The organism is Deltaproteobacteria bacterium (assembly GCA_026712905.1).
GTDB lineage: Bacteria > Desulfobacterota > Binatia > UBA9968 > JAJDTQ01 > JAJDTQ01.
Genome location: JAPOPM010000248.1, coordinates 13,006 through 33,671 on the forward strand (window position 1 = coordinate 13,006; position 20,666 = coordinate 33,671).

Below are 20,666 nucleotides of genomic sequence, written 5' to 3' on the forward strand. Positions count from 1 at the left end.
GCAGCCCTACCGTTGCCAGATCAGCGCAGCTTCCGCCGCAAGTCCTTCGCCCCTACGCTGAATTTCTACTTCACCCCAAGCTCGTTGATCGCGCATGGCCGTGTTCAGCGCGAAATGAGAATCTGCAAGAATAAGCTGTTTCTCCGCGAATGGTTTGTTACTCAGAGTTGGATTGTACCCGGAGAGAGTAAGATTCCCAATCGTATCAAGCCACTGCTCGTGAACCTCCGCTGCACTTGCACCAAGGTCACGCTCCCATTCTGCTGACAGAGTTTGAGGCATGACATGCTCTATGGTTATGTCGTCAGTCAACGCCGGGGTTTCATTATGGCCACGGCAACACTCTATTGTCCATAGCACTAGTCGCGTCCGGCTCAGACGCTGCTTATTGTAAAGCCTGTACTGCCGCATCCTCGAGCGGAACTCTTCGTCCGTCGGCCAACTATTATTTAACAGATGTCCCCTCACGCTCCCAACGACATCCTCCCAGTCAATTTGCTCGATCATCTGTGCAAATATCCGCCGCACCGAGTTCGTAGGGACGCCGCAAATGGTTCGCCGCACCACAAATGATTCGATCAACTTCACTACTTCGACCACATCGCGGAGTACGATTTCTCCTTTTGCCGCTCGGTCCATAGCCCTCATTAGAAAAGGGTCCGCTACGACAACGTCCCATTGCTTCAACCGCCAGTACCGCATCGCCAGTCCTAGTTCGGCGTCCAACGACCCCGGCGTCAAGAGTAGCTTCTGTATTGCCTTCGGATCCGCGGAGTCATGCGACTTTGTTTCTGAGATCTTCGCGTAATGGCGCGCAAATTGATAGAAATCTCTCAACCTTTCGACCGACGCGTCTGGGGTCAGCGACTGAAACCTATCCTTTATCTCGTCATAAGTGTCATCTTGGCGTGGCAAGCTGCCATCCATCATCAAATAGTTCCAAAAGAAAGCTGTCGGAATCTGCTCACCCGGAAACAACTGCTCCATGGGTCGCCAACAATTCTCGTATTCTCTTTGTTGAGTATCCACGTCAGAAATACTCATCAGGAGGTAATTGCGGATCAGATCGGCGACGCTGAGAGGTAGACCTGTATTGTTCAAACTCTCGAAGATCCTGTTGGGGCTGTCTTGCGCATCTAGGTGGATACTTACCATGTCAAGATGGGTTACTATACAGCGGTACAAGTTCCGCAAATCGAAAGCGCCTCCGCCGTTTCGTTCGCCGAACACCTGGTCACTGAAGTACTTACGAGCGTCGTCTATTGCGGTTCGGCGAACACAACCGGCAGGTTCCCTATTGGGCTCTGTTTCTACTATCAGTGCCTGAAAAGCGTCCCGATCTCCTTGTGTAGGGACAAATTTCGTGTGGTCAGGCCCCGTAGCGTACTGGTTAACCAAGCAACTGTTGTGTATCTCCGCCGCCAAACTGGGGTAATCTTCTTGTCCGGCATGGTCACGAATGATACTGAGCAAGATGAATAGAGTAGTCATGCGTTGCTGGCCGTCAATCAGCAAGTACTTGGATGCGCCCTCAGGTGATGTCGTAACCTGTTGTGTGACGACGGAGCCGATAAAATGGTTTCGCGGTTCTTGTAATCGGTAGATTTCGACAATGTCGCTCCAGAGCTGTTCCCATTGTTTTTCGCCCCAACTGTAGGGACGTTGGTACAACGGGACCACATACTGAATCTTACCATCGAGCAACCTCTGAAAAACCACTTCGCCAGCTTTCACCTGTGACCTCCTATACGATTGGATATGTTGGGCGTCGCTTGTGCGTCGCAGGCGCCGCGCCTTACGCCGTCCCGAGTATCAACGACGCATGCATGGCCAGGCTGCCGCCGTGTCCGCTGATGATGCCGACCTTGGCGTCGGCCACTTGCCGCTCGGGCTCGACGTCGTTGCCGCGGAGCTGGCGGGCGCCTTCGGTGAGGTGGAGCATTCCCTCCAGGTGGGCCTGGGACAGGAGGCCGCCGTGGGTGTTGAGGGGGATCTCGCCGCCGAGGCCGATGCGGCCGTCCTTGACGAAGTCCTTGCCCTCGCCCTTCTCGCAGAAGCCGTAGTCCTCCAGGGTGATCATCGCGGTGATGGTGAAGCAGTCGTAGAGCTCGGCGAAGTCCATGTCCCTGGGCTCCAGGCCGGCCATGTCGTAGGCCATGCGCGAGGACTTGCGGCCGCCCAGGGTGGTGAGGGTGGGCGCGTCCAGCAGGCTGAAATGGGGGTGGTGCTGGCCCATGCCGAGGATCACCACCGGCGGCCTGGGGAAGTCCTTGGCGCGTTCCAGGCTGGTGACCAGCACGGCGCCGCCGCCGTCGGACTCCAGCGAGCAGTCCAGCAGGTGCAGCGGTTCGACGATCATGCGGGACTGCTGGTGGTCCTCCAGCGTGATGGGTTTCCGCATGGTGGCGTTGGCGTTCAGCGACGCGTGCCGGCGCGTAGAGATGGCGATCTCCGCCAGGTCCTCGCTGCGGGTGCCGAACTCGTACATGTGGCGCTGGGCCGCCAGGGCGTGCCCGGCCGCCGCGGCGAAGTGCCCCCAGGGCCGCTCCCAGTGCTCGTCTCCCCGGCGGATGGGGTAGCCGGGAGTGGCGTCGCCGGTGGAGCGCTTGCGCGCGTGCACGCACACCACCGTGTGGCACATGCCCGCGTCGATGGCCATGACCGCGTGCTGCACCATGGCGATGGGCGTGGCGCCGCCCAGGGCCAGGTCGGTGGCGTACACCGGGGTGATGCCGGCCATGTGCGCCAGCCGCACGGCGTAGCTCCGGTGAGCGTCGTTGAGCGGCTGGTTGGTGACGAAACCGTCCACCGCGTCGCCGCGGATGCCCGCGTCGTCGAGACACGCACGGATCGCTTCCAGATGCAGCGAGTGCGTGGTTCCGTCCGGACGCTTGCCTACTTGCGTTTCGCCCACGCCGACGATGGCGTATTTTCCCCCGAGATTGGCCATGCTTCCTCCTTGGCGGGGCCGTGCCCCTACGCGGCAGAAATGACTGAGAGATCCGTAACAGCAAAGGGTTGAAGGCGTCAAGAATTGCGACGTCCCGGCCTTTCTGTTACCCCAGCGGAACCATGAGCTACGAAACGGTCATCGGTCTGGAGGTGCACGCGCAGATCCTGACCGAATCGAAGATCTTCTGTGGTTGCTCCACCCGCTTCGGCGAGGGGCCGAACCGGAATACCTGCCCGGTGTGCATGGGCTTTCCGGGGGTGTTGCCGGTGCTGAACCGAAAGGTGGTGGAGCACACCATCCGCACCGGGCTGGCCACCCACTGTGCCATCGCCCGGCACAGCCGCTGGGCGCGCAAGAACTACTTCTACCCGGACCTGCCCAAGGGCTACCAGATCAGCCAGTACGAGCTGCCGTTGTGCACGGGCGGCCACGTGGACGTGAGCGTGGACGGCGCCGCGAAGCGGGTGCGGCTCACCCGCATCCACATGGAGGAGGACGCGGGCAAGAACATTCACGACGCCCGCGGCGACCACAGCCTGGTGGACCTCAACCGCGCGGGGGTGCCGCTCATGGAGATCGTGAGCGAACCCGATATGCGCAACCCCGGCGAGGCCGGCGAGTACCTGAGGACCCTGCGCTCGATCCTGGAGTACCTCGAGGTGTGCGACGGCAACATGGAGGAAGGGAGCTTTCGCTGCGACGCCAATGTGTCACTGCGAGAGGCGGGGGACGAGGAGCTGGGCGTCAAGGTGGAAATCAAGAACCTCAACTCCTTCAAGGCGGTGGAGAAGGCGCTGGAACACGAGATCCGGCGCCAGGGACAGGTGCTTTCCGACGGCGGCACGGTGGTGCAGGAGACGCGGCTGTGGGACCCGGATGCGGAAGTCACCCGGTCCATGCGCTCCAAGGAGCACGCCCACGACTACCGCTACTTCCCCGATCCGGACCTGCTGCCGCTGGAGATCGACGAGGCCTGGATCGACGAGATCCGCGCCACCCTGCCCGAATTGGCGCAGGAGCGGCAGAGCCGTTTCGTGGAGCAGTACGGCCTGCCTGCCTACGACGCGGACATCCTCACGCAGCGGCGCGACGTGGCCGACTACTTCGAGTCCGCGGTCAAGGCCCACGCCAATCCCAAGGCCATCGCCAACTGGCTCATGGGCGACCTCTTCCGGGTGCTCAAGGAGCGCAAGCTGGACGCCGCGCTGCGCATCGAGAGCTGGCCCGTGGAGGCTGACGATCTGGCGCGGATGGTGCGGTTGGTGGACGAGGGCACGATCAGCGGAAAGCTCGCCAAGACCGTCTTCAACGACATGCTGGAGACCGGCAAGGGGCCGGACGCCATCGTCAAGGAGAAGGGCCTGGAGCAGGTGTCCGACACCGGCGCCCTGGACGCGGCGGTGGACGAGGTGCTGGCGGCGTGCGCGGCGCAGGTGGAGGAGTTCCGCGCCGGCAAGGAGAAGGTCTTCGGCTTCCTGGTGGGTCAGGTGATGAAGGCGACGCGGGGGAAGGCGAATCCGCAGATGGTGAACGAGATTCTGCGGGGCAAACTTCAGGGCTGACGGCCTCGTCGGCCAACCCCTCCCCGCCTGGATTCCCGCTTTCGCGGGAATGACGATTCGGGGCGTTGGTGCCTGACGTGTTCCGACACGGCCCCTTTCTCGGGAATCGCGGATCGGCGTCAGGTCCGGTAGTCCGAATTGATGCGCACGTACTCGTGGCCGAGGTCGGAGGTCCATACGGACGTGCCGGCGGCGCCCATGCCGAGGTTGATGCGGACGGTGAAGGACGGGCGCTGCATGACCTTGGCGGCGGCGGACTCGCGGGTGCCGACGGCCAAGCCCCGGCGCACGACCTTGACGGTGCCCAGGGCCACGTCGATGGTCTCTTCCACCACGGGCACGCCGGCGTTGCCGATGGCCATCATGAAGCGGCCGATGTTGGGGTCCTCGCCGAAAAAGGCGGTCTTGACGAGCTTGGAGTTGGCCACGGTGAAGGCCACCTTGCGCGCCTCGGCCACCGTGCGAGCGCCGTCCACGCGGATCTCCACGAGCTTCTTGCTGCCCTCGCCGTCGGCCACGATCTTGAGCGCCAGCTCCTTCATCACTCGAGTCAACTCCCGCTCCAACACGTCCTCGCCCTCGCCGCCGGGGGTGATGCGGGGGTTTCCGGCGACGCCGTTGGCCAGGCACAGCACGGTGTCGTTGGTGCTGGTGTCGCCGTCCACGGTGATGGCGTGGAAGGTCGAGTCGGTGGCCCGCCGCACCATGGGGCGCAGAGCGGCCGGAGCGACGGCGGCGTCGGTGAGCACGTAGCACAGCATCGTGGCCATGTTGGGGGCGATCATGCCCGCGCCCTTGGCGATGCCGGCGATGTGCACGGGGCGGCCGCCGACGCGGCACGTGGCCGCCGCGATCTTGGCGCCGTTGTCCGTGGTCATGATGGCCTGGGCGGCGTCCTGCAGGGCGTCGGGCGCGAGCGCCGCCGCGGCATCGGCGATGCCGCGGTTGATCTTGTCCATGGGCAGGCGCACGCCGATGATGCCGGTGGAGGACGGCAGCACCCGCCGCGCGTCGATACCCAGGTGCCGCGCGGTCTCGGCGCACATGGCTTCGGCGTCCCGCAGCCCGCCCGGACCGGTGCAGGCGTTGGCGTTGCCGCTGTTGACCACCACCGCCTGGAGCTGCCCCGAGCGCGCGTGCTGCGCGCCCGCGGTGACGCTGGGGCTCTTGACGCGGTTCTTCGTGAACACGGCGGCCGCGGCGGCCGGGCCCTCGGAGGCGATGAGAGCCAAGTCCTTGCGCCCGCTCTGCTTGAGGCCGCACGCCACGCCCGCGAAGCGGAAACCGGGTACCCCGGTGGGGGTCTTCACTTGCCGTGGCATCGTTTGTATTTCTTGCCGCTGCCGCACGGACAGGGTGAGTTGCGCCCCACCTTGTCGCCGTCCCGCCGCACCGTGGACACGCGCTCCGGCCCCTCGCCGTCGCCGTGGCTCAGCATCATCTGGCGCGGCGCCTGCCGGGTTTCCAACTCTTCCAGCTCGGTGGCCGAGCGCTCCTGGTCCACCTCCACGGTGAAGAGCTTCCCGACCACGTCTTCAGGGATGCGGTCGGACATCTCCTGGAACAGCTCGTACCCTTCCCGCTGGTACTCGTGCAGCGGGTTCTTCTGGCCGTAGCCACGCAGGCCGATGCCCTCCTTGAGGTGGTCCATGTTGAGGAGGTGGTCCTTCCACAGGACGTCAATGGTCTGGAGCATGATGATCCGCTCGAGCTGCCGCATTAGCTCCGGACCCAGCCGCTCCTCCTTGTCCGCGTAGCTCTCCGTGACCAGGTCGACGACCTTTTCCTCGATGTCATCGGCGTTGAGGCTCTCCATCTCCTCGGGGGTGAGCTCCAGCCGCACGTTGAAGCGGCCCCGGAGACTCTCGGCCAGACCCACAACGTCCCACTCCGACGCCATGGCCTGCTTGTCCACGAAGCGTTGCGCCGTTTCCTCGGCAAGCTGGGTGGCCATCTCCAGCACGTCGTCCCTGAGCTTGTCGCCCGCGAGCGCGTCCCGGCGCTGGCCGTAGACCACCTCGCGCTGCTTGTTCATGACGTCGTCGTATTCCAGCAGGTGTTTGCGGATGTCGAAGTTGTGCGCCTCCACCTTCTTCTGGGCGTTCTCGATGGCCCGGCTCACGAGCCCGTGCTCGATGGGAACCCCCTCCTCCATGCCCAGACGGTTCATGATCCCCTGCATGCGGTCGGCGCCGAAGATGCGCATGAGGTCGTCTTCCAGCGACAGGAAGAACCGCGACGCGCCCGGGTCGCCCTGGCGTCCGGCGCGGCCGCGCAACTGGTTGTCGATGCGGCGGCTCTCGTGGCGCTCGGTGCCGATGATCTGGAGTCCGCCGGCGCCCACCACCTTCTCGCGCTCCGTGGAGGAGTTGCCCTGGTAGCCGGCGAGGATTTCGTCGTAGCGGTTGCTGTAGGCTTCGGGGGCCTTCTCCAATTCCTCGCGCACTTCCTCCACCGCCTGTACGTATTCCTGGCGCTTGGACTCGTAGGCCTCGTGGGCCGCTCGGCTGTCCTTCTCGTAGGGGATGCGCAGCGCCTCGCAGTGGGCCTCGGCCTCCTCGAAGGCGGTGCGGTTGGCCTCGAACTCCCGCACCAGCGCGGCCTCCTCGCCCTGGGAAACCACCGAGCGGGTGACCACGAACTCGTACTCCTCGAGCCGCTGTTCGTACATCCGCCGGCTGTCGTCGACGGCCTCCAGCAGTTGCGGCCGCTGGCCGTCGGCGCTCTGCCAGCGCTCGACGAAGGAGCCGAACGCCTTGCTGGCCTCGCTGAACTCGCGCCGGGCGGACTCGTCCACCCCACTATGGGCCAGCACCGCCTCGTCGAGGCTCTCCTTCATCTCGACGTAGGACTCCGGGATGTTGCGGTAGCTGTGCAAGGCGTCGATAAGCTGGGACGAGGAGACCCGTTCGTACTCCTCCCGCAGGTCCCGGAAGGGCGACAGCGCCATGAGCCGGTTCTGGATCTCGGTGAAGCTGCGCAACGCGTCGCCACGCTGATTCTCGTGTACTTCCGACTCCGCCTTGTAGCGCTCGGTGACATGGCGCATCTGCTCGTCGTATCGTTCCTTCAACTCACGCAGTGCGTCCTCGTAGCGCTGCTGTCCCTGGAGCGGCAGCTTGGCGGCGCGGGTGATCCACTCGTTTTCCATGTCCGAACGCGCCAGGAACTCGGGGTTCCCCCCAAGCAGGATGTCGGTGCCGCGGCCGGCCATGTTGGTGGCGATGGTGACCGCGCCGAAACGGCCCGCCTGGGCGATGATGGACGCTTCCGCCTCGTGGTTCACGGCGTTGAGCACGTTGTGCTTGACCTTGCGTTTCTTGAGCATCGACGAAAGCAGCTCCGACTTCTCCACCGACACCGTGCCCACCAGCACCGGCTGCCCCTTGGCGTGGGACTCGGCGATCTCCTCCACCACGGCCTCGTACTTCTCCTTCTCCGTGCGATACACCACGTCGGCGTGGTCCATGCGCACCATGGGCCGGTGGGTGGGCACCACCAGCACGTCGAGGTCGTAGATTTTCTTGAACTCGGGGGCTTCGGTGTCGGCCGTGCCGGTCATGCCCGCGAGCTTGGCGTACATGCGGAAGTAGTTCTGGATGGTGATGGTGGCGAGGGTCTGGTTCTCCTCGCGGATGTGCACCCCCTCCTTGGCTTCCACCGCCTGGTGCAGCCCGTCGGACCAGCGCCGCCCCGGCATGAGCCGCCCGGTGAACTCGTCGACGATGATGATCTCGCCGTCCTTGATGACGTAGTCCACGTCGCGCCTGAAGATGTTGTGGGCCTTCAGGCCCTGGTTCACGTGGTGCAGCGTATCGATGTGGCGCGGGTCGTAGAGGTTGTGCACCCCCAGCAGCCGCTCCACCTTGGCCACGCCGCCATCGGTGAGGGCAACCGTCTTGGCCTTCTCGTCGATGGTGTAGTCCCCCTGGGCCAAGATGGCCTCCCGGTCTTCCTGGGAGGGATCGCCCTGGGTCACCGCGCCCCGCTGGAGCTTGGGGATGATGCGGTTGAGCGTGTAGTACTTGTCGGTGGACTCCTCCGCCGGCCCGGAGATGATCAGCGGCGTGCGCGCCTCGTCGATGAGGATGTTGTCCACCTCGTCCACCACCGCGAAATTGAGCTCCCGCTGGACGTACTCTTCCAGCGCGAACTTCATGTTGTCGCGCAGGTAGTCGAAGCCGAACTCGTTGTTGGTGCCGTAGGTGATGTCCGCCCGGTAGGCCTCCTGGCGCGACACCGGCCGCAGGTTCAGGTAGCGGTAGTCCTTGGTGATGTAGGTGGGGTCGAACCGGTAGCTCGCGTCGTGGACGATGGAGCTCACGGACAGCCCCAACGCATGGTAGATGGGGCCCATCCACTGAACGTCGCGCCGGGCCAGGTAGTCGTTGACCGTGATCAGGTGCACGCCCTTGCCGGTGAGCGCGTTCAGGTAGAACGCCAGCGTCGCCACCAAGGTCTTGCCCTCGCCGGTCTTCATCTCGGCGATCTTGCCCTCGTGCAGCACCATGCCGCCGATGAGCTGGGCGTCGAAGTGGCGCAGCCCGATGGTGCGGCGCGAAGCCTCCCGGGTGGCGGCGAACGCCTCCGGCAGGAGGTCGTCCAGGCCCTCGCCGTCCGCCAACCGCCGCCGGAACTCGTCGGTCTTCTCCCGCAGCTCCGCGTCCGTCAGCTTTTCGAACTCCGGCTCCAGCCCGTTGATGTGCTCCACCACCGGCCTGAGCCGCTTGACCTCCCGGTCGTTCTTGGTGCCGAAGATCTTCTTGACGTAGTTGCTGCCGAACATTGGTTCAGGATAGCGATTCCGGGGACGAGTTGCAATTTCCCGTATTCCTCAGAACAACTCATCAAAAGACCGAGACCGCACCACGGTTGCCACCGTCTCCACCACTTAGACCCTCGCCAACACTGCCGCAATCATCTCCCTTGCAACACGCGGCGAGGGGCAAATTTCCGTCAAGATGCTGAACACCCGCTGATATACCAACGCATCCGACACCGCCACGTCTCGAAATCGCTCCGATTCGCATGGTGCGTCGAAACTCCGCAGTCTCATCTCCAACGCATTGAGTCTCCCCAGACTGTTCTTGCCGTCTCCGCCGCTCTCTCTCAACTCCACCCGAAGTTCCGCGAGCCGTTCCGACGCTAGATCAGCCAACCGGCCAGCGTCTCGTCGAGCCAAGTAACCAGAACATACAAGTTCGTACGTCTCTTCCAATTGTGCTATCATGGATTGAAACCGACGATCCTCGTGGCGCACCGTTGACGCCTTCCGACACCGCGAAGCAATCTCCCGCGCGATCCTTCCCAAGTGGTTCTCCAGGTTCCTAACATGGGGCCCGGGCTCAAAGTAATCACGCCGCGCGTTAGGAACGATTCTTGAGTCCACGATATGAACCTCACCCACACACCACCTATTAAAACGCTCCTCTGGAAAGACGCTGTCGAACACAGACTCGTCACCGACTTGAATATTTCCTACGCGGGCACGCAACCCTCTGATCCCAATCTCCTTCGGTAGCGCCCCCAGATACGACGAATGTGCGACCCATCCTATAGCCGCCGTGTCCTCAGTATCCACCGACGGGACCCGAAACCCTTGGAACTCCCTGAACTCGTCTTGGCGCGCGGAAGAGAATCGAATGGTGGCGCCGTCCAGCCGCCTGACGTCGCTGCCTTCCTTGTCAACCGCCACGTCTAACACCAGCGGCTTCCTGGTTTCCTGAAAGAGGTTACGAATCTTAGCAGCGTAAGGGAACGATGAGGACATCGGCACGGGGCATACTTCACTAATGTACTTCCTGACCGCGTTTCGATTTAATATCAACCCCGCGGCGTGACGCCCAATACCCGCTATCTGCACCTCGAAAAAGTTCGGTGGATAATCTTGCCCGGAACACACGTCGACTGCCGTGCAGTTCCGGATAACATCTTCCGAACCGCCTGCCGCGCCGCGTTGAGCACGCAGTTTTGTTCCATCCCACACGACCCGCGTAGGTGGTCGTCCACCGCCTTCGCGCGTCACAAATGTAACCGTTTCAGCAAATGCCAAACCACACAAGCGTCCGATCCCACGGAAACCTCGGTCGGTAGCCCGCCGTTTTTCACTGTCCCCAATCGGGAGTAATGCATTGACCGCCATGTCATGCGACAATCCTGGCCCGTTGTCCCGAACGGTCACGCGTAGGCCCTCAACATCGATGTCAATTTCCACCCGCCCGTCAGCGACGTTGCCCGCTTCTACTGAATCGGCCGCGTTTTGAACATATTCCCTATAAATCGCCAAGGGATTACCATACATCCCGAACGTAACTAAATCCAGGATCCCGGTACCAACCAACACCTCCCTGCCTCTCGGGTCTATCATGTTTTTCTTCCCACCATCGGGCTATGCGTTCCTCGCTCTACCGTGAATCCCTTCCATCCCCGTGATCAAAGAGGCCGGCGTCCTCTACCAGCTCGTCGTCCTTCGGTATGACAAAATCAGCATCAGATGGGAGTCGGCTCAGGATTCGAGCGCCATCAAGCTTAGCGTCCTCCCTCGCCGCTAGCGCATGGAACTCGACGACGTCCCGAATGCGGCGGTCGACGGAAGGATCTTTCGCAAGATCTCGGTAGTAGCCCGATCGCCCCCCCACCGTTCCGGACGGTCCCGCCAGTAGCCCGTATAGTTCTTCTTCTTGGCGGTGGGAGAGGCGCTTCCGGAGACGCCGGTACTCCTCGAAAACCGGTCGCCCGTCCCCTCGCTCATAGTAGTCCCTGTGGAAAATGAACGCGTGCGGAAGAGCTAACAGCCTTTCAAACGCTTCGGCATTCTCCCCGTACGCTTTAGCAAAAAAGGACGGATTGCCGCTGACAATGCCCCCGGTCGCTTGGAGCATGATCTGAAATGACCGCAGGTAATACCGATTCCAGTGTTCACCGACGTGCGATCGGTCCTTTAGGGTAACTGGTTGATAACGCATGGGGAAGGACCAAATACGGATCCCGAGCTCTTCATTGAGGGCTATGTTGAGTCGCATTCTGTCGTAGAGGTCTCGGGGCGTATCCTTGAAGTTGTAGAGCATGTAATTTGACAACGAGGTGATTCCATTGTCCGCCGCCATTCGGATAGAGGTTTCATAGACTTTCCGAACACCAAGATGATCGAAGGCAATACGTAACGGGCTGATTGCGATCGTTGATATCTCCCGCAGGAACATCGGGGATTTCGCCAGAATCCGGGCATCCACACCCTGATTGAAATCGACGCGCCGTTTCACGGGACGACCCCCGTCGCGCCGGATCGTAGCGCCCGGAGTGAAACCCAAGTCACGAATTTCCGCGATGATCTCCTTGAACCGGCCGGACGCGGTGAGGTTGTTGTCCATGAGGACCAAGTCTTTCCGCGGCCCGTACAGCCTATCCACTTCCCCTACGAGTCTCGACAGCGGTGGCATCTCACGCTGTCCTCCTTCGAGTTTGGGCACACCGCAGAAGGCGCATCGCCGGACACAGCCTCGCGAGGCGTAACCGAAGTACGCGTCAACCACCGGATATTTGTACGCAACGTGTCCCAAGATATCGTAATCCGGAACCCGTTCCTCGATCGGTTCGCTCTCCACATCGCCAAACCCGAAATCGTGATTCTCCTCCGACAACCTCAACGCCGTTGAGGGCGCTCCGTCGAGCAAGCCCTTTATAAACCGCACCCCCGCCCAGCGTGGCTCCTTCAGAAATTCCTCGTACATCAACGAGGCCGCGATCCCACCCACAAACACCCGTTCGGGTTGACTTCCGGCCGCCCTCAGCGCGAAGTCAATCGCACTCGCCGTTCTCTCCCATTCAAAACTGAAAAGCGTACCGACATAAACGCGGTCCCACACGTCTTCCAACACGGCCGGCGATGGCCCCTTGATGAAGCGCACTACGTCTCCGCGGCCCCGCGGACCGTGGTACGCCGCCAACTTCATCAGGCCCAACGGCGGATACTTATTCGGGTAAGCCGGTTCAACCAGCAGCACGTTTTTCTTCGCCATCAGTCTCAGCTTGTTTGATGATGTTTGCGACACGGTCGACCTGTTTCGCTAATTTCCGGAACGCTTGTCTCACCGCGTTGAAGCGGCCTACGTCAAGCTCACTAACGTCCCTACCGGAAACGTCGTCTAGGACAGTGCACGCCTGTTTGAGCCTCTCTTCTACTTCACTGATCTTCGCCGCGCGGTACGCGTCGTCCAAATCGACCTTCCCGGCGACAAAACGTCTGAGCACTTTCGGCTTCCGTACCACCACGGGCAGTTTCGCACGAAGTTCCTGTGCCGTGAAGTCGTTGTTCTCCTCCTTCGAACCGAACTCCCTTATGGTGCGCAACAAACACGCTCGCAGCCCTTTGTCCTTCTTCATCACCTCGTCGATCGTTCCTTTTCGAACCAAGACGTCGTAATAACTGAAATGGTCGCGTTGGTTGTCCAAATTCTCCTTCATCAGCTCAATGACTCGCGTCCGGGTCCGAATCGTCCCCACCGACTCTCCAAACACGGTCGCTATCTTGTCAAGCTTCCATCCTCGCTCCCGCCGGACGTATGCGAAATTCGCCTTCTCGTAAGCGGACTACTTTGTCTTCCCCTTGACGTGAACCTGGTTGAGAAAAGCCGCTTGCTGATCCTCTGTCAGACTACTCACTAGTTCGCATTGGACTCGCCCCCACTCCCCCTCTTCGTTCCGTTGGTCCAGAAGTCGGTAGACCGCCAAGCGCGAATTGCCCTCAATTACCTCCATGGTGTCGTTGCGAACAAAAATCGGTTCAATTAGTCCGCCGTGTCGCTTTACATCGGGCACCAGGTTCCTCACACTAGGTTCTTCGCGCAAGCGTTCAAGAATCAACTCCTGTTGTTCCTCCTCCGTTCGGTCCTCGAACCCTGGCTCTCCGTGGGTACACGCGTATACCCTAGGATTGTCGCGAAGAAATTTCAGCTTATAGATGTCCACCTCCCCACTCGCGACAGGGACCGCTTCCCCCAGGATCGTGACGTGTTTCTGGTCCATACTATACAACCTCTCGTTTGGAGTCGTTTTCACTAGGTGCGGGTGACAGAACCTTAAGCAATTGATCGGGCAGGTCAAAGATGATCGACGTATCAAACTCCTCCGATGATATGTCTCCCTGCGTCACCCGCGCGGCCTCATATTTGGCGTGCAACAGCTGATCGATCCACTCATCAATTGTGTTTCGCGCAATCAAGTTATGCACAAAACAGTCAACCCTTTGCGAGATTCGGTGGATGCGATCCTGAGCCTGCAGGTAATCATCCAAACTGAACCCTCGATCGTAGAAGACCGCGTGATTCGCCGCGGTCAACGTCAACCCCTCTTTCGCCGCGCCGGGCGTCGCGACCAAGACCCGGCAGGTATTGTCCGCGGAGAATCGATCAATTGATCTATTTCTCTCATCGACAGTCATTCCCCCGTGCACCTTGGCTGGCCGCAGTTCCAACAATTGCGCGCTCAGCCATTCGACGTTCTCTACGAAACACGTCCAGACAATCGCCTTGTGAACCCGGAGGTCTACTTCCTCGGCCAACTGCAAGAGACGTGACAACTTAGCCGGCTCTTCCTCGTACCCGTCGTCCACCAGTCCCGGGTTGGATGCACACTGTACCAAGCGCAACAGTCGCTTGAGAAGGTTCTCCGCGTCGTCCGTAGTTAACCCGTCTCTCCCCCGGATTTCATACATCAAGGCATCGCGATACGACGCGTAAATGACCGATTGGTGCGGCGCTAGGTCGACAGACACGGTTCGTATGGTCTTGTCCGGAAGGGCGAGGCCGGCTGTCTCCTTTGTTTCCCGTACCGTGAAGTTTCGTATCCTCTCCATCACCCTCGACAGTCTGCCGCCATAAGACTCCGCTCCCCCGCCGTCACCTCGATCGCGCTCCGACATAGTTCCGCGTTGATGAGCACCTCGACTCGGTAGGTCCAACTCTGCTCTGAAGGTTTCGAACGAGCTGCCAAGCGCCCTACCTGCATCCAAAAAGCGTACCTGCGACCAGATATCGAAAGGCCGGTTTGCCACTGGCGTCCCGGTCATGATCACCCGACGCACGAACCGCTCCGCGATTGAGTGAAGGCACACCGAAATGCGGGCCTCGGGGTTTTTGATCTTTTGACTTTCATCCAATATCCCCGCCACCCGACACGTCCCTAGAAACTCGCGAATCAAATCGACATTCGCGGAAATCACTTCATAGTTGAGAAGGTAGATCAGGACCGGGGAGTTCAGAGCAATACTGTTCTCCCGTCGATTTCCGGTCAAGGCTCGTGGCGTAACGTACGTGTGATTGCTGATTTCATTGGCCCAGTTACGAACCAGTGTTTTCTTGGTAATTACGAATACCGTATCCACCACATCGTCCGACAACCAACGCAACATCAAATCGACCGCAATCTTTGTCTTTCCAAGACCCTGTTCGTGAAAAATTGCAGCATAGGGCAGGTTCTCCACCGCCCTCACCGCGTCCAATTGGTACGGATAGGCTTGATGTTTTCCTACCAGCTTTGGGGGTCTTCTTAACCTAAACGCCACCGGACATTCCCTTTCGAATCAAGGGTCCAAAAGTCGCAACCATCAAAAACTTCAAAGTTTGTACGCAACGGCCCTGCGCGACGATGTGTAAACCACAACACCGTCTTAGCAAGGTCCGCCGTACAGCCCGTCACTGCCAAAACGACTACTCCCCTGAGACTTCCCTCCAAGTAGTCAACAAACGCCTCCAATTGGTCGTGTGTGTGCTTTCTGTCCACGTCTCTATCAGTCTTAGCATCCGCAATCACCTCCAATTCGGGAATGGTCTTCGTGCCATACACGTCCGGTCGATACCCGCCAATCAGTGGCGGTATTGGGTCTCCCGGCCGATTCTGGAGATCCGTCACTATAGATATTTCGGGATACCGCACCTCCAGCGCCTCCGTGACCCGGACGACCAGATTTCGATGAAGTTCACTCTGAGACATCTTCGATCAAGGCTCGTACGCGTTCCGCTAGGTCTTCGAGACACCGGACCTGGTCTTCCGCTTCTTCGCGTTCTTTGTTCCGTAGCGCCCTCACTTCCGAATACGGCATATCGTTGATGCGCCGCGTCAGGACCTCTGCCAACTGGAATACGGACGCGGCGTCCAGGGTGGTCGCGCCGGTGGCTCCTTTGTCGGCTTGCTCTGACTGTCGATCGATCGCAGCCATCGCAGCCTCGATAGACCTGGGCCCGCCGGACAGGAATATCTCTCGCGCCTCATCGTTTCGAAGGACCTTAGGCAACGAACGGACATCAGCCAAGCGGTATATTTTCCCGTCCCGAATCCATTCTCCAAAATCCTTTAGGTCCAAGTTAGCGGCGTAGATTGCTTCCTTGACCCCGCGTTTTTGGAGCTCCACGAATCCGCTAAACCGGTCGATGTGGAAAGCTGTGTCGTCGACTACGTCCCGGTAGTACTCGTTCATGTCCTGGTATGCGTACATCTGTCGCTCGATATCGACCTTGTTGCCTCCACAGAGGGCGATCATCTCGCTGTAGTCCATGAACTTCTGATTGCGCAAATAATGGAGATAGCGGGCCTTTTCGTAGGCGGGCCACTCTCGGGCTCCCACCAAATGAGCGGAGACGCGCACAGTTTCGACATCACGCTGATCCGCGTTTTCCAACACTATTGCCTTAATCGTCGCCCAAGGACCGTCTACTCCCTCTTTCTGAAGCTGCTTGTAGATGGCTAGTCGAGTGTTCCCGTCGATACATACAAAGTCGCCACCGGTCATTGTGACGGTGACGGGCACGGTTATTCCGGGTTTAGCAAGGATCGAATCCCTGAGGTGTGTGTAAGAGGAGGCGCCCCTGTCGCCGTCCGTAGCGGATCGCAGGGCGAAATGAATGCGCTCAGCGTTCAACTGGTGTCCGTATTTTTGCAATGCCATCCGTATTCGAGGATTCTCCGTGTCGAATGAAATTTTATCGATCGGCAACAACTGATAGTTCTCTTCCATTTTCTCTCCAAGAGACGGCCGGCATACCCCAACCGAGTAATGATTGACAACAGCCACTCTCGCCTATGACTCCCGCAATTAGCCTCTGGCATCACCATTTACGGTTTCCGCCCCCACCAACTCGTTTCCCAACTCCTTGCCGCAGCTCGGGAAGTAGCCGAACACCTGGTCCCACACTTCGCGTGTCTCCATGCAGAGGTAGATGGGCACCAGCGGGGCGGCCTCGCGGATCCATTGGCGCATCTTGCGGTACATGGCGACGCGCAGGGGCTGGAAGTAGCGCATCTTGCCGTCGGGGCACGGGACCTGCTCGCCGGAGAGGATGCGGGTGGCGGGGAAGCGCTGGCGCATGACGCGCTTGAGCGACGGGGTGGTGCGCAGGACGCCCATGCTGGTCCAGGCCATGCGCCGGTGGTCCAGGCGGGTGAAGATTTGGTGCAGCAGGTCGCGGTAGTCTTCTTCCCATCCGGGGTATTCCACCATGGGGTCGAAGTGGAAGCCGAGCTTGTAGCCGGCCTGCTGGCAGCGGTAGGCGGCGTCCAGGCGTTCTTCGAGCGAGGCGGTGAGGTCCTCGTCGGCGTCGATGACGGCCTGGGGGTTCATGGACCAGGAGACCACCACCCGCTCCTTCGGGTCGAGACCGAGCAGGCTGTCGACGTGGCTGCTCTTGGTCTTGAGCTCCAGCAGCGCGTTGGGCTGCTCGGCGAAGAACGGCACGGTGGCGGCGGCGAAGCCGATGAGGGGCTCCAGCGCCAGGCTGTCGGTGATCTCGCCTGTGCCGATGCGGAAGAGGAAGCCCCGGTGCTTCGCCAGCAGGTCCCGGGTCTCCGTGAGGAGGTCGTCGACGTTGCTGAACACCTTGAGGGCCGGGTTCTCGGCGAGGTAGTCCTGCAGGTAGCAGTAGCTGCAGTCCATGGGGCAGTTGCTGGCGAAATTGATGATGAAGTAGTTGCAGCACACTTGGCCGTCGCTGCCCGGACAGGCCTTGAGGAACCTGCCCTTGTGGCGCATGAGCAGCAGGTCGCGCTTGCCCCGGGAGATGGGGTCGGCGGCGCCGTCGCGCTCGGCCCAGTAGCGCTGGGGGTCCGGCACGGTCACGAAGGGCACGTCGGGCAGGGCGCTCCGCAGGTTGTCGAAGATCGCCGACCCTTCGGCGCCGCTCTCCACGATGACCCTGTCAGGCCGATACGGCTGCAACTTCTTTCCCTTCCATGAGCGCGAATACCTCTCTGGTGGAATCGTTATCGGCCAGGGACTCCACTTCACGGGCCAAACGGCCCAGCGCCTCCGCGCTGCCGGCCTGCAGCTCCACCGTGAGGCCTCCTTCGAGTCCCTGCGCCACGGTGATGCGGATGCGCGGGTCGAGCTTGAGGCCGCGGAGCCGGGCGCGGACCTCGTCCTCGATGCGGGTGAGGCGCGGATAGCGCAGCCGCCGGAGCGCTTCCTTGGCGTGCTTGAGCCTGTCGTTGCGGCCCATGCGGCCGTCGGACAGGGTCGGCGCGAGTTCCTTGCGGTCCATGATGGCGGCGATGGAACAGCCGTCGCGCAACGATATTTCCACGCACCAGTCCAGGAAATCGTTGAAGTGGTTGCCGCCGAGCCGTAGGCCGCGCGCGAGCTCGAGGAGCGCCCGCTGGTCTTCCTCGCCCAGCGCCAGCCAGCGCTCGACGCCCTGGGCGTGGATACCGCGCTCACGGGCGTAGCTCGTGACTTCTTCGGGCAGTGCCATCTCGCTCATTTCTCCAACCCCGGATACGTCATTCGCGCGGAAGCGGGAATCCAGGCGGGGCGCGGCGGGGAAACACGGCCTATTGACCCCTCCCCACCCCTGGATTCCCGCTTCCGCGGGAATGACGTTCCGTTACGTAGTTGCCTCATGAGTATCGACACAGCCAGCTCCGCGGGAATGACGGTTCGGGGCGTTGGTGTCGATCCTTAGCCAAGTAGTGTCTTGACGCGGCCTGATGCCTGGCGCAGCCGCTCCTCATATTCGCGCGCCATGGCTTCGTGGCCACGCTTGCGGAACCCCCGAGCGAGAATCGTAACCTTTTTCGCCATGGCCTCCAAGGCCCATTCGGTCTTCTCCTCGTCCAGACACGCCTCGACGAGTTTGGCAATGGACTGGACGCGGAAGCGGTCGAGTCCCCAGGTGGAGCGGGAGAGCTGATCCGCGTGTCCTCCCCGCTTGGTCACCAGCGCCTCGGGGATCAGCGGAATCTCGATGTCCTTGGCGATGCGCAGCCACAGGTCGTAGTCCTCGCACACCGGAAGCGACTCGTCGAAGCCCTCCACCCGCTCGAACAGGTCCCGCCGCATCATCACCGCCGAAGGGCTCACCAGGCAGAGTTCGAGGCTGGCGCGGAAGATGTCGCCGGAGGGCTTGCGGTGCTTGTTCCTCGGGTTCACGCGCACGCCGTTGCGTATCCAGATCTCTTCGGTCTGGCAGATCTCCACCTCCGGGCTGGATTCCATGAAGGCGACTTGGCGCTCAAGCTTCCGAGGGTGCCAGATATCGTCGGAGTCCAGGAAGGCGAGATACCGGCCGGAGGCGTGGGTGGCTCCCAGGTTCCGGGCGGCGGCCACGCCGCGGCGGCTCTGGCTTAGCACGGTGAGCTTTTCGCCGTAGCCCCGCAGCCGGCCGGGGGTCTCGTCCGTGGACCCGTCGTCCACCACGATCAGCTCGTACTCGCTCGTGGTCTGCGCCAGCACCGAGTCGATGGCCTCGCCGACCAGGGGCCAACGGTTGTAGGTGGGGATGATGACGCTGACCGGCAAACCGGAATCCTTGGCCATGGGGTATCGGGAAATTCAGCCCAGGTAACGGGTCAGGAACAGCGACAGCTCGGGAATGTAGGTGATGATCAACAGCGCCGCCACGTTGATGACGATGAACGGCACGAGCCCCGGGTAGAGGCTCTTCAGCGGCGCCTTGAACAGTGCCTGGGTGACGAAGATGTTGAGTCCGAAGGGCGGCGTGAACATGCCGACGGCCAGGTTCACGGTCATGATGATACCGAAGTGGACCAGGTCCACGCCGATGGCGACGGCGATGGGCGCGAGCAGCGGCGTGAGCACCAGGATCGCGGAGGCGGGATCGAGCAGGCAGCCCACGAACAACAGGAAGACGTTGATGGCCAGGAGCGCCATCCACGGCGGAAGATCCATGTCCCGGATCATCGCGACCATGCTCTGCGGCGCCCCGCTGATGGTCAGAAGCTGCGAAAAGACCCCGGCCGCGGCCACGATGATCAGCACCTGGGCCGTCAGGTACATGGAGTTGACCGATACGTCCCAGATCCCCTTCCAGCCGATGTCGCCGTAGACGAAACGCGTCACCACGATGGCGTAGACGCAGGCGATGCCGGCCGCCTCGGTGGGAGAGAAGACGCCCGCGTAGATGCCGCCGAGGATGATGACGGGCATGCCCAGGGCCCACACGCCATCTCTGGTGGCCGACAGGAACTCCCGGAAGGAAAACCCCGAGGCTTCGCGGATGCCGTGCCTCACGGCGAACGCGTAGATGTAGGCGGCCATCAGCAGCGCCATGATCAGGCCGGGAACGATGCCGGCCACGAACAGCAGCACCACCGACTCCTGCGCCGACACGCCGTAGAGGATCATGCCGATGGACGGCGGTATGACGATGGCGATGGAGCCTGATGACGTCAGCAGGCCGGTGGAGAACTTCTCGTCGTAGCCGGCGTCCCGCAGCGGCCGGTAGAGCAGCCGCCCGACCGCGGCCACGGTGGCGGGGCTGGAACCGGAAATGGCGCCGAACACGGTGCAGGTGCCCACCGCGGTCAGCGCCAGGCTGCCGCGGACGCCGCCGATGGCGGCGAGGACCCAGGCGACGATGCGCCGGGAGATGCCGCCCCGGCCCATCAGGTCGCCGGCGAAGATGAAGAACGGCACCGCCATGAGAGCGAACTTGTCGACGCTGCCGAACATGTTGATGTGCACCGCCATGGGCGGAACCGGCGCGAACAGCAGCAGCACGATGGCGGAAGTGGCCAGCAGGATGACGAAGATCGGGAATCCCAGCAGCAGCAGGACCACCGGCACGACGGCCATCACCCATTCCACGAGAACATCCCCTCGCCGAGTCTCCGGTCGGACCCTTTCACACGATGGGGCCTTGCCG

15 protein-coding genes are annotated in these 20,666 nt (G+C 61.5%); 1 reads left to right on the top strand and 14 read right to left on the bottom strand.

The annotated features are described in order from the left end of the window. Window positions 1-6 precede the first annotated feature (6 nt). Window positions 7-1,734 (bottom strand): DUF262 domain-containing protein, encoded by a 1,728-nt coding sequence (locus tag OXF11_21075; protein ID MCY4489582.1) that lies wholly within the window; start codon window positions 1,732-1,734, stop codon window positions 7-9. Between the two features lie 61 nt (window positions 1,735-1,795). Beyond that, window positions 1,796-2,950, bottom strand: coding sequence for a thiolase family protein (locus OXF11_21080; protein MCY4489583.1), 1,155 nt, complete (start codon window positions 2,948-2,950; stop codon window positions 1,796-1,798). A gap of 122 nt (window positions 2,951-3,072) precedes the next feature. On the opposite strand from OXF11_21080, the gene gatB reads away from it, so the two are divergent. Beyond that, entirely contained in the window at window positions 3,073-4,515 is a 1,443-nt protein-coding gene (gene gatB, locus OXF11_21085; GenBank protein ID MCY4489584.1) for an Asp-tRNA(Asn)/Glu-tRNA(Gln) amidotransferase subunit GatB, read from the top strand. A 119-nt stretch (window positions 4,516-4,634) separates the two neighbouring features. Here the strand turns inward: gatB and argJ are convergent, their stop codons facing one another. From argJ to OXF11_21145, 12 genes are all read right to left on the bottom strand, one after another. Then, window positions 4,635-5,837, bottom strand: coding sequence for a bifunctional glutamate N-acetyltransferase/amino-acid acetyltransferase ArgJ (gene argJ / locus OXF11_21090; protein MCY4489585.1), 1,203 nt, complete (start codon window positions 5,835-5,837; stop codon window positions 4,635-4,637). After that, the gene (gene secA / locus OXF11_21095; GenBank protein ID MCY4489586.1) at window positions 5,822-9,301 is read right to left on the bottom strand and encodes a preprotein translocase subunit SecA; all 3,480 of its coding nucleotides are present in this window, start codon (window positions 9,299-9,301) and stop codon (window positions 5,822-5,824) included. Before secA ends, argJ begins: the two co-directional genes overlap by 16 nt. A gap of 105 nt (window positions 9,302-9,406) precedes the next feature. Next, the gene (locus OXF11_21100; GenBank protein ID MCY4489587.1) at window positions 9,407-10,882 is read right to left on the bottom strand and encodes an ATP-binding protein; all 1,476 of its coding nucleotides are present in this window, start codon (window positions 10,880-10,882) and stop codon (window positions 9,407-9,409) included. A gap of 37 nt (window positions 10,883-10,919) precedes the next feature. After that, window positions 10,920-12,533, bottom strand: a complete 1,614-nt coding sequence (locus tag OXF11_21105; GenBank protein ID MCY4489588.1) for a radical SAM protein — start codon at window positions 12,531-12,533, stop codon at window positions 10,920-10,922. After that, complete coding sequence (locus OXF11_21110) at window positions 12,505-12,978, bottom strand: hypothetical protein (protein ID MCY4489589.1); 474 nt, start codon at window positions 12,976-12,978, stop codon at window positions 12,505-12,507. The genes OXF11_21105 and OXF11_21110 overlap by 29 nt, the downstream gene beginning before the upstream one ends. A gap of 126 nt (window positions 12,979-13,104) precedes the next feature. Continuing rightward, entirely contained in the window at window positions 13,105-13,539 is a 435-nt protein-coding gene (locus tag OXF11_21115) for a hypothetical protein (protein ID MCY4489590.1), read from the bottom strand. A 1-nt stretch (window position 13,540) separates the two neighbouring features. Beyond that, window positions 13,541-14,995: a DEAD/DEAH box helicase gene (locus tag OXF11_21120; protein ID MCY4489591.1), complete on the bottom strand. Its 1,455-nt coding sequence runs from the start codon at window positions 14,993-14,995 to the stop codon at window positions 13,541-13,543. A 495-nt stretch (window positions 14,996-15,490) separates the two neighbouring features. Beyond that, on the bottom strand, window positions 15,491-16,525 hold the full coding sequence (locus OXF11_21125; protein MCY4489592.1) for a hypothetical protein: 1,035 nt from the start codon (window positions 16,523-16,525) through the stop codon (window positions 15,491-15,493). Window positions 16,526-16,603: 78 nt separating this feature from the next. Continuing rightward, window positions 16,604-17,722: a radical SAM protein gene (locus OXF11_21130; GenBank protein MCY4489593.1), complete on the bottom strand. Its 1,119-nt coding sequence runs from the start codon at window positions 17,720-17,722 to the stop codon at window positions 16,604-16,606. Next, complete coding sequence (locus OXF11_21135) at window positions 17,703-18,254, bottom strand: hypothetical protein (GenBank protein MCY4489594.1); 552 nt, start codon at window positions 18,252-18,254, stop codon at window positions 17,703-17,705. The genes OXF11_21130 and OXF11_21135 overlap by 20 nt, the downstream gene beginning before the upstream one ends. 206 nt (window positions 18,255-18,460) lie before the next feature. Further along, window positions 18,461-19,318, bottom strand: coding sequence for a glycosyltransferase family A protein (locus tag OXF11_21140; protein ID MCY4489595.1), 858 nt, complete (start codon window positions 19,316-19,318; stop codon window positions 18,461-18,463). A gap of 15 nt (window positions 19,319-19,333) precedes the next feature. Further along, window positions 19,334-20,608, bottom strand: a complete 1,275-nt coding sequence (locus OXF11_21145) for a TRAP transporter large permease (GenBank protein MCY4489596.1) — start codon at window positions 20,606-20,608, stop codon at window positions 19,334-19,336. Between the last annotated feature and the right edge of the window lie 58 nt (window positions 20,609-20,666).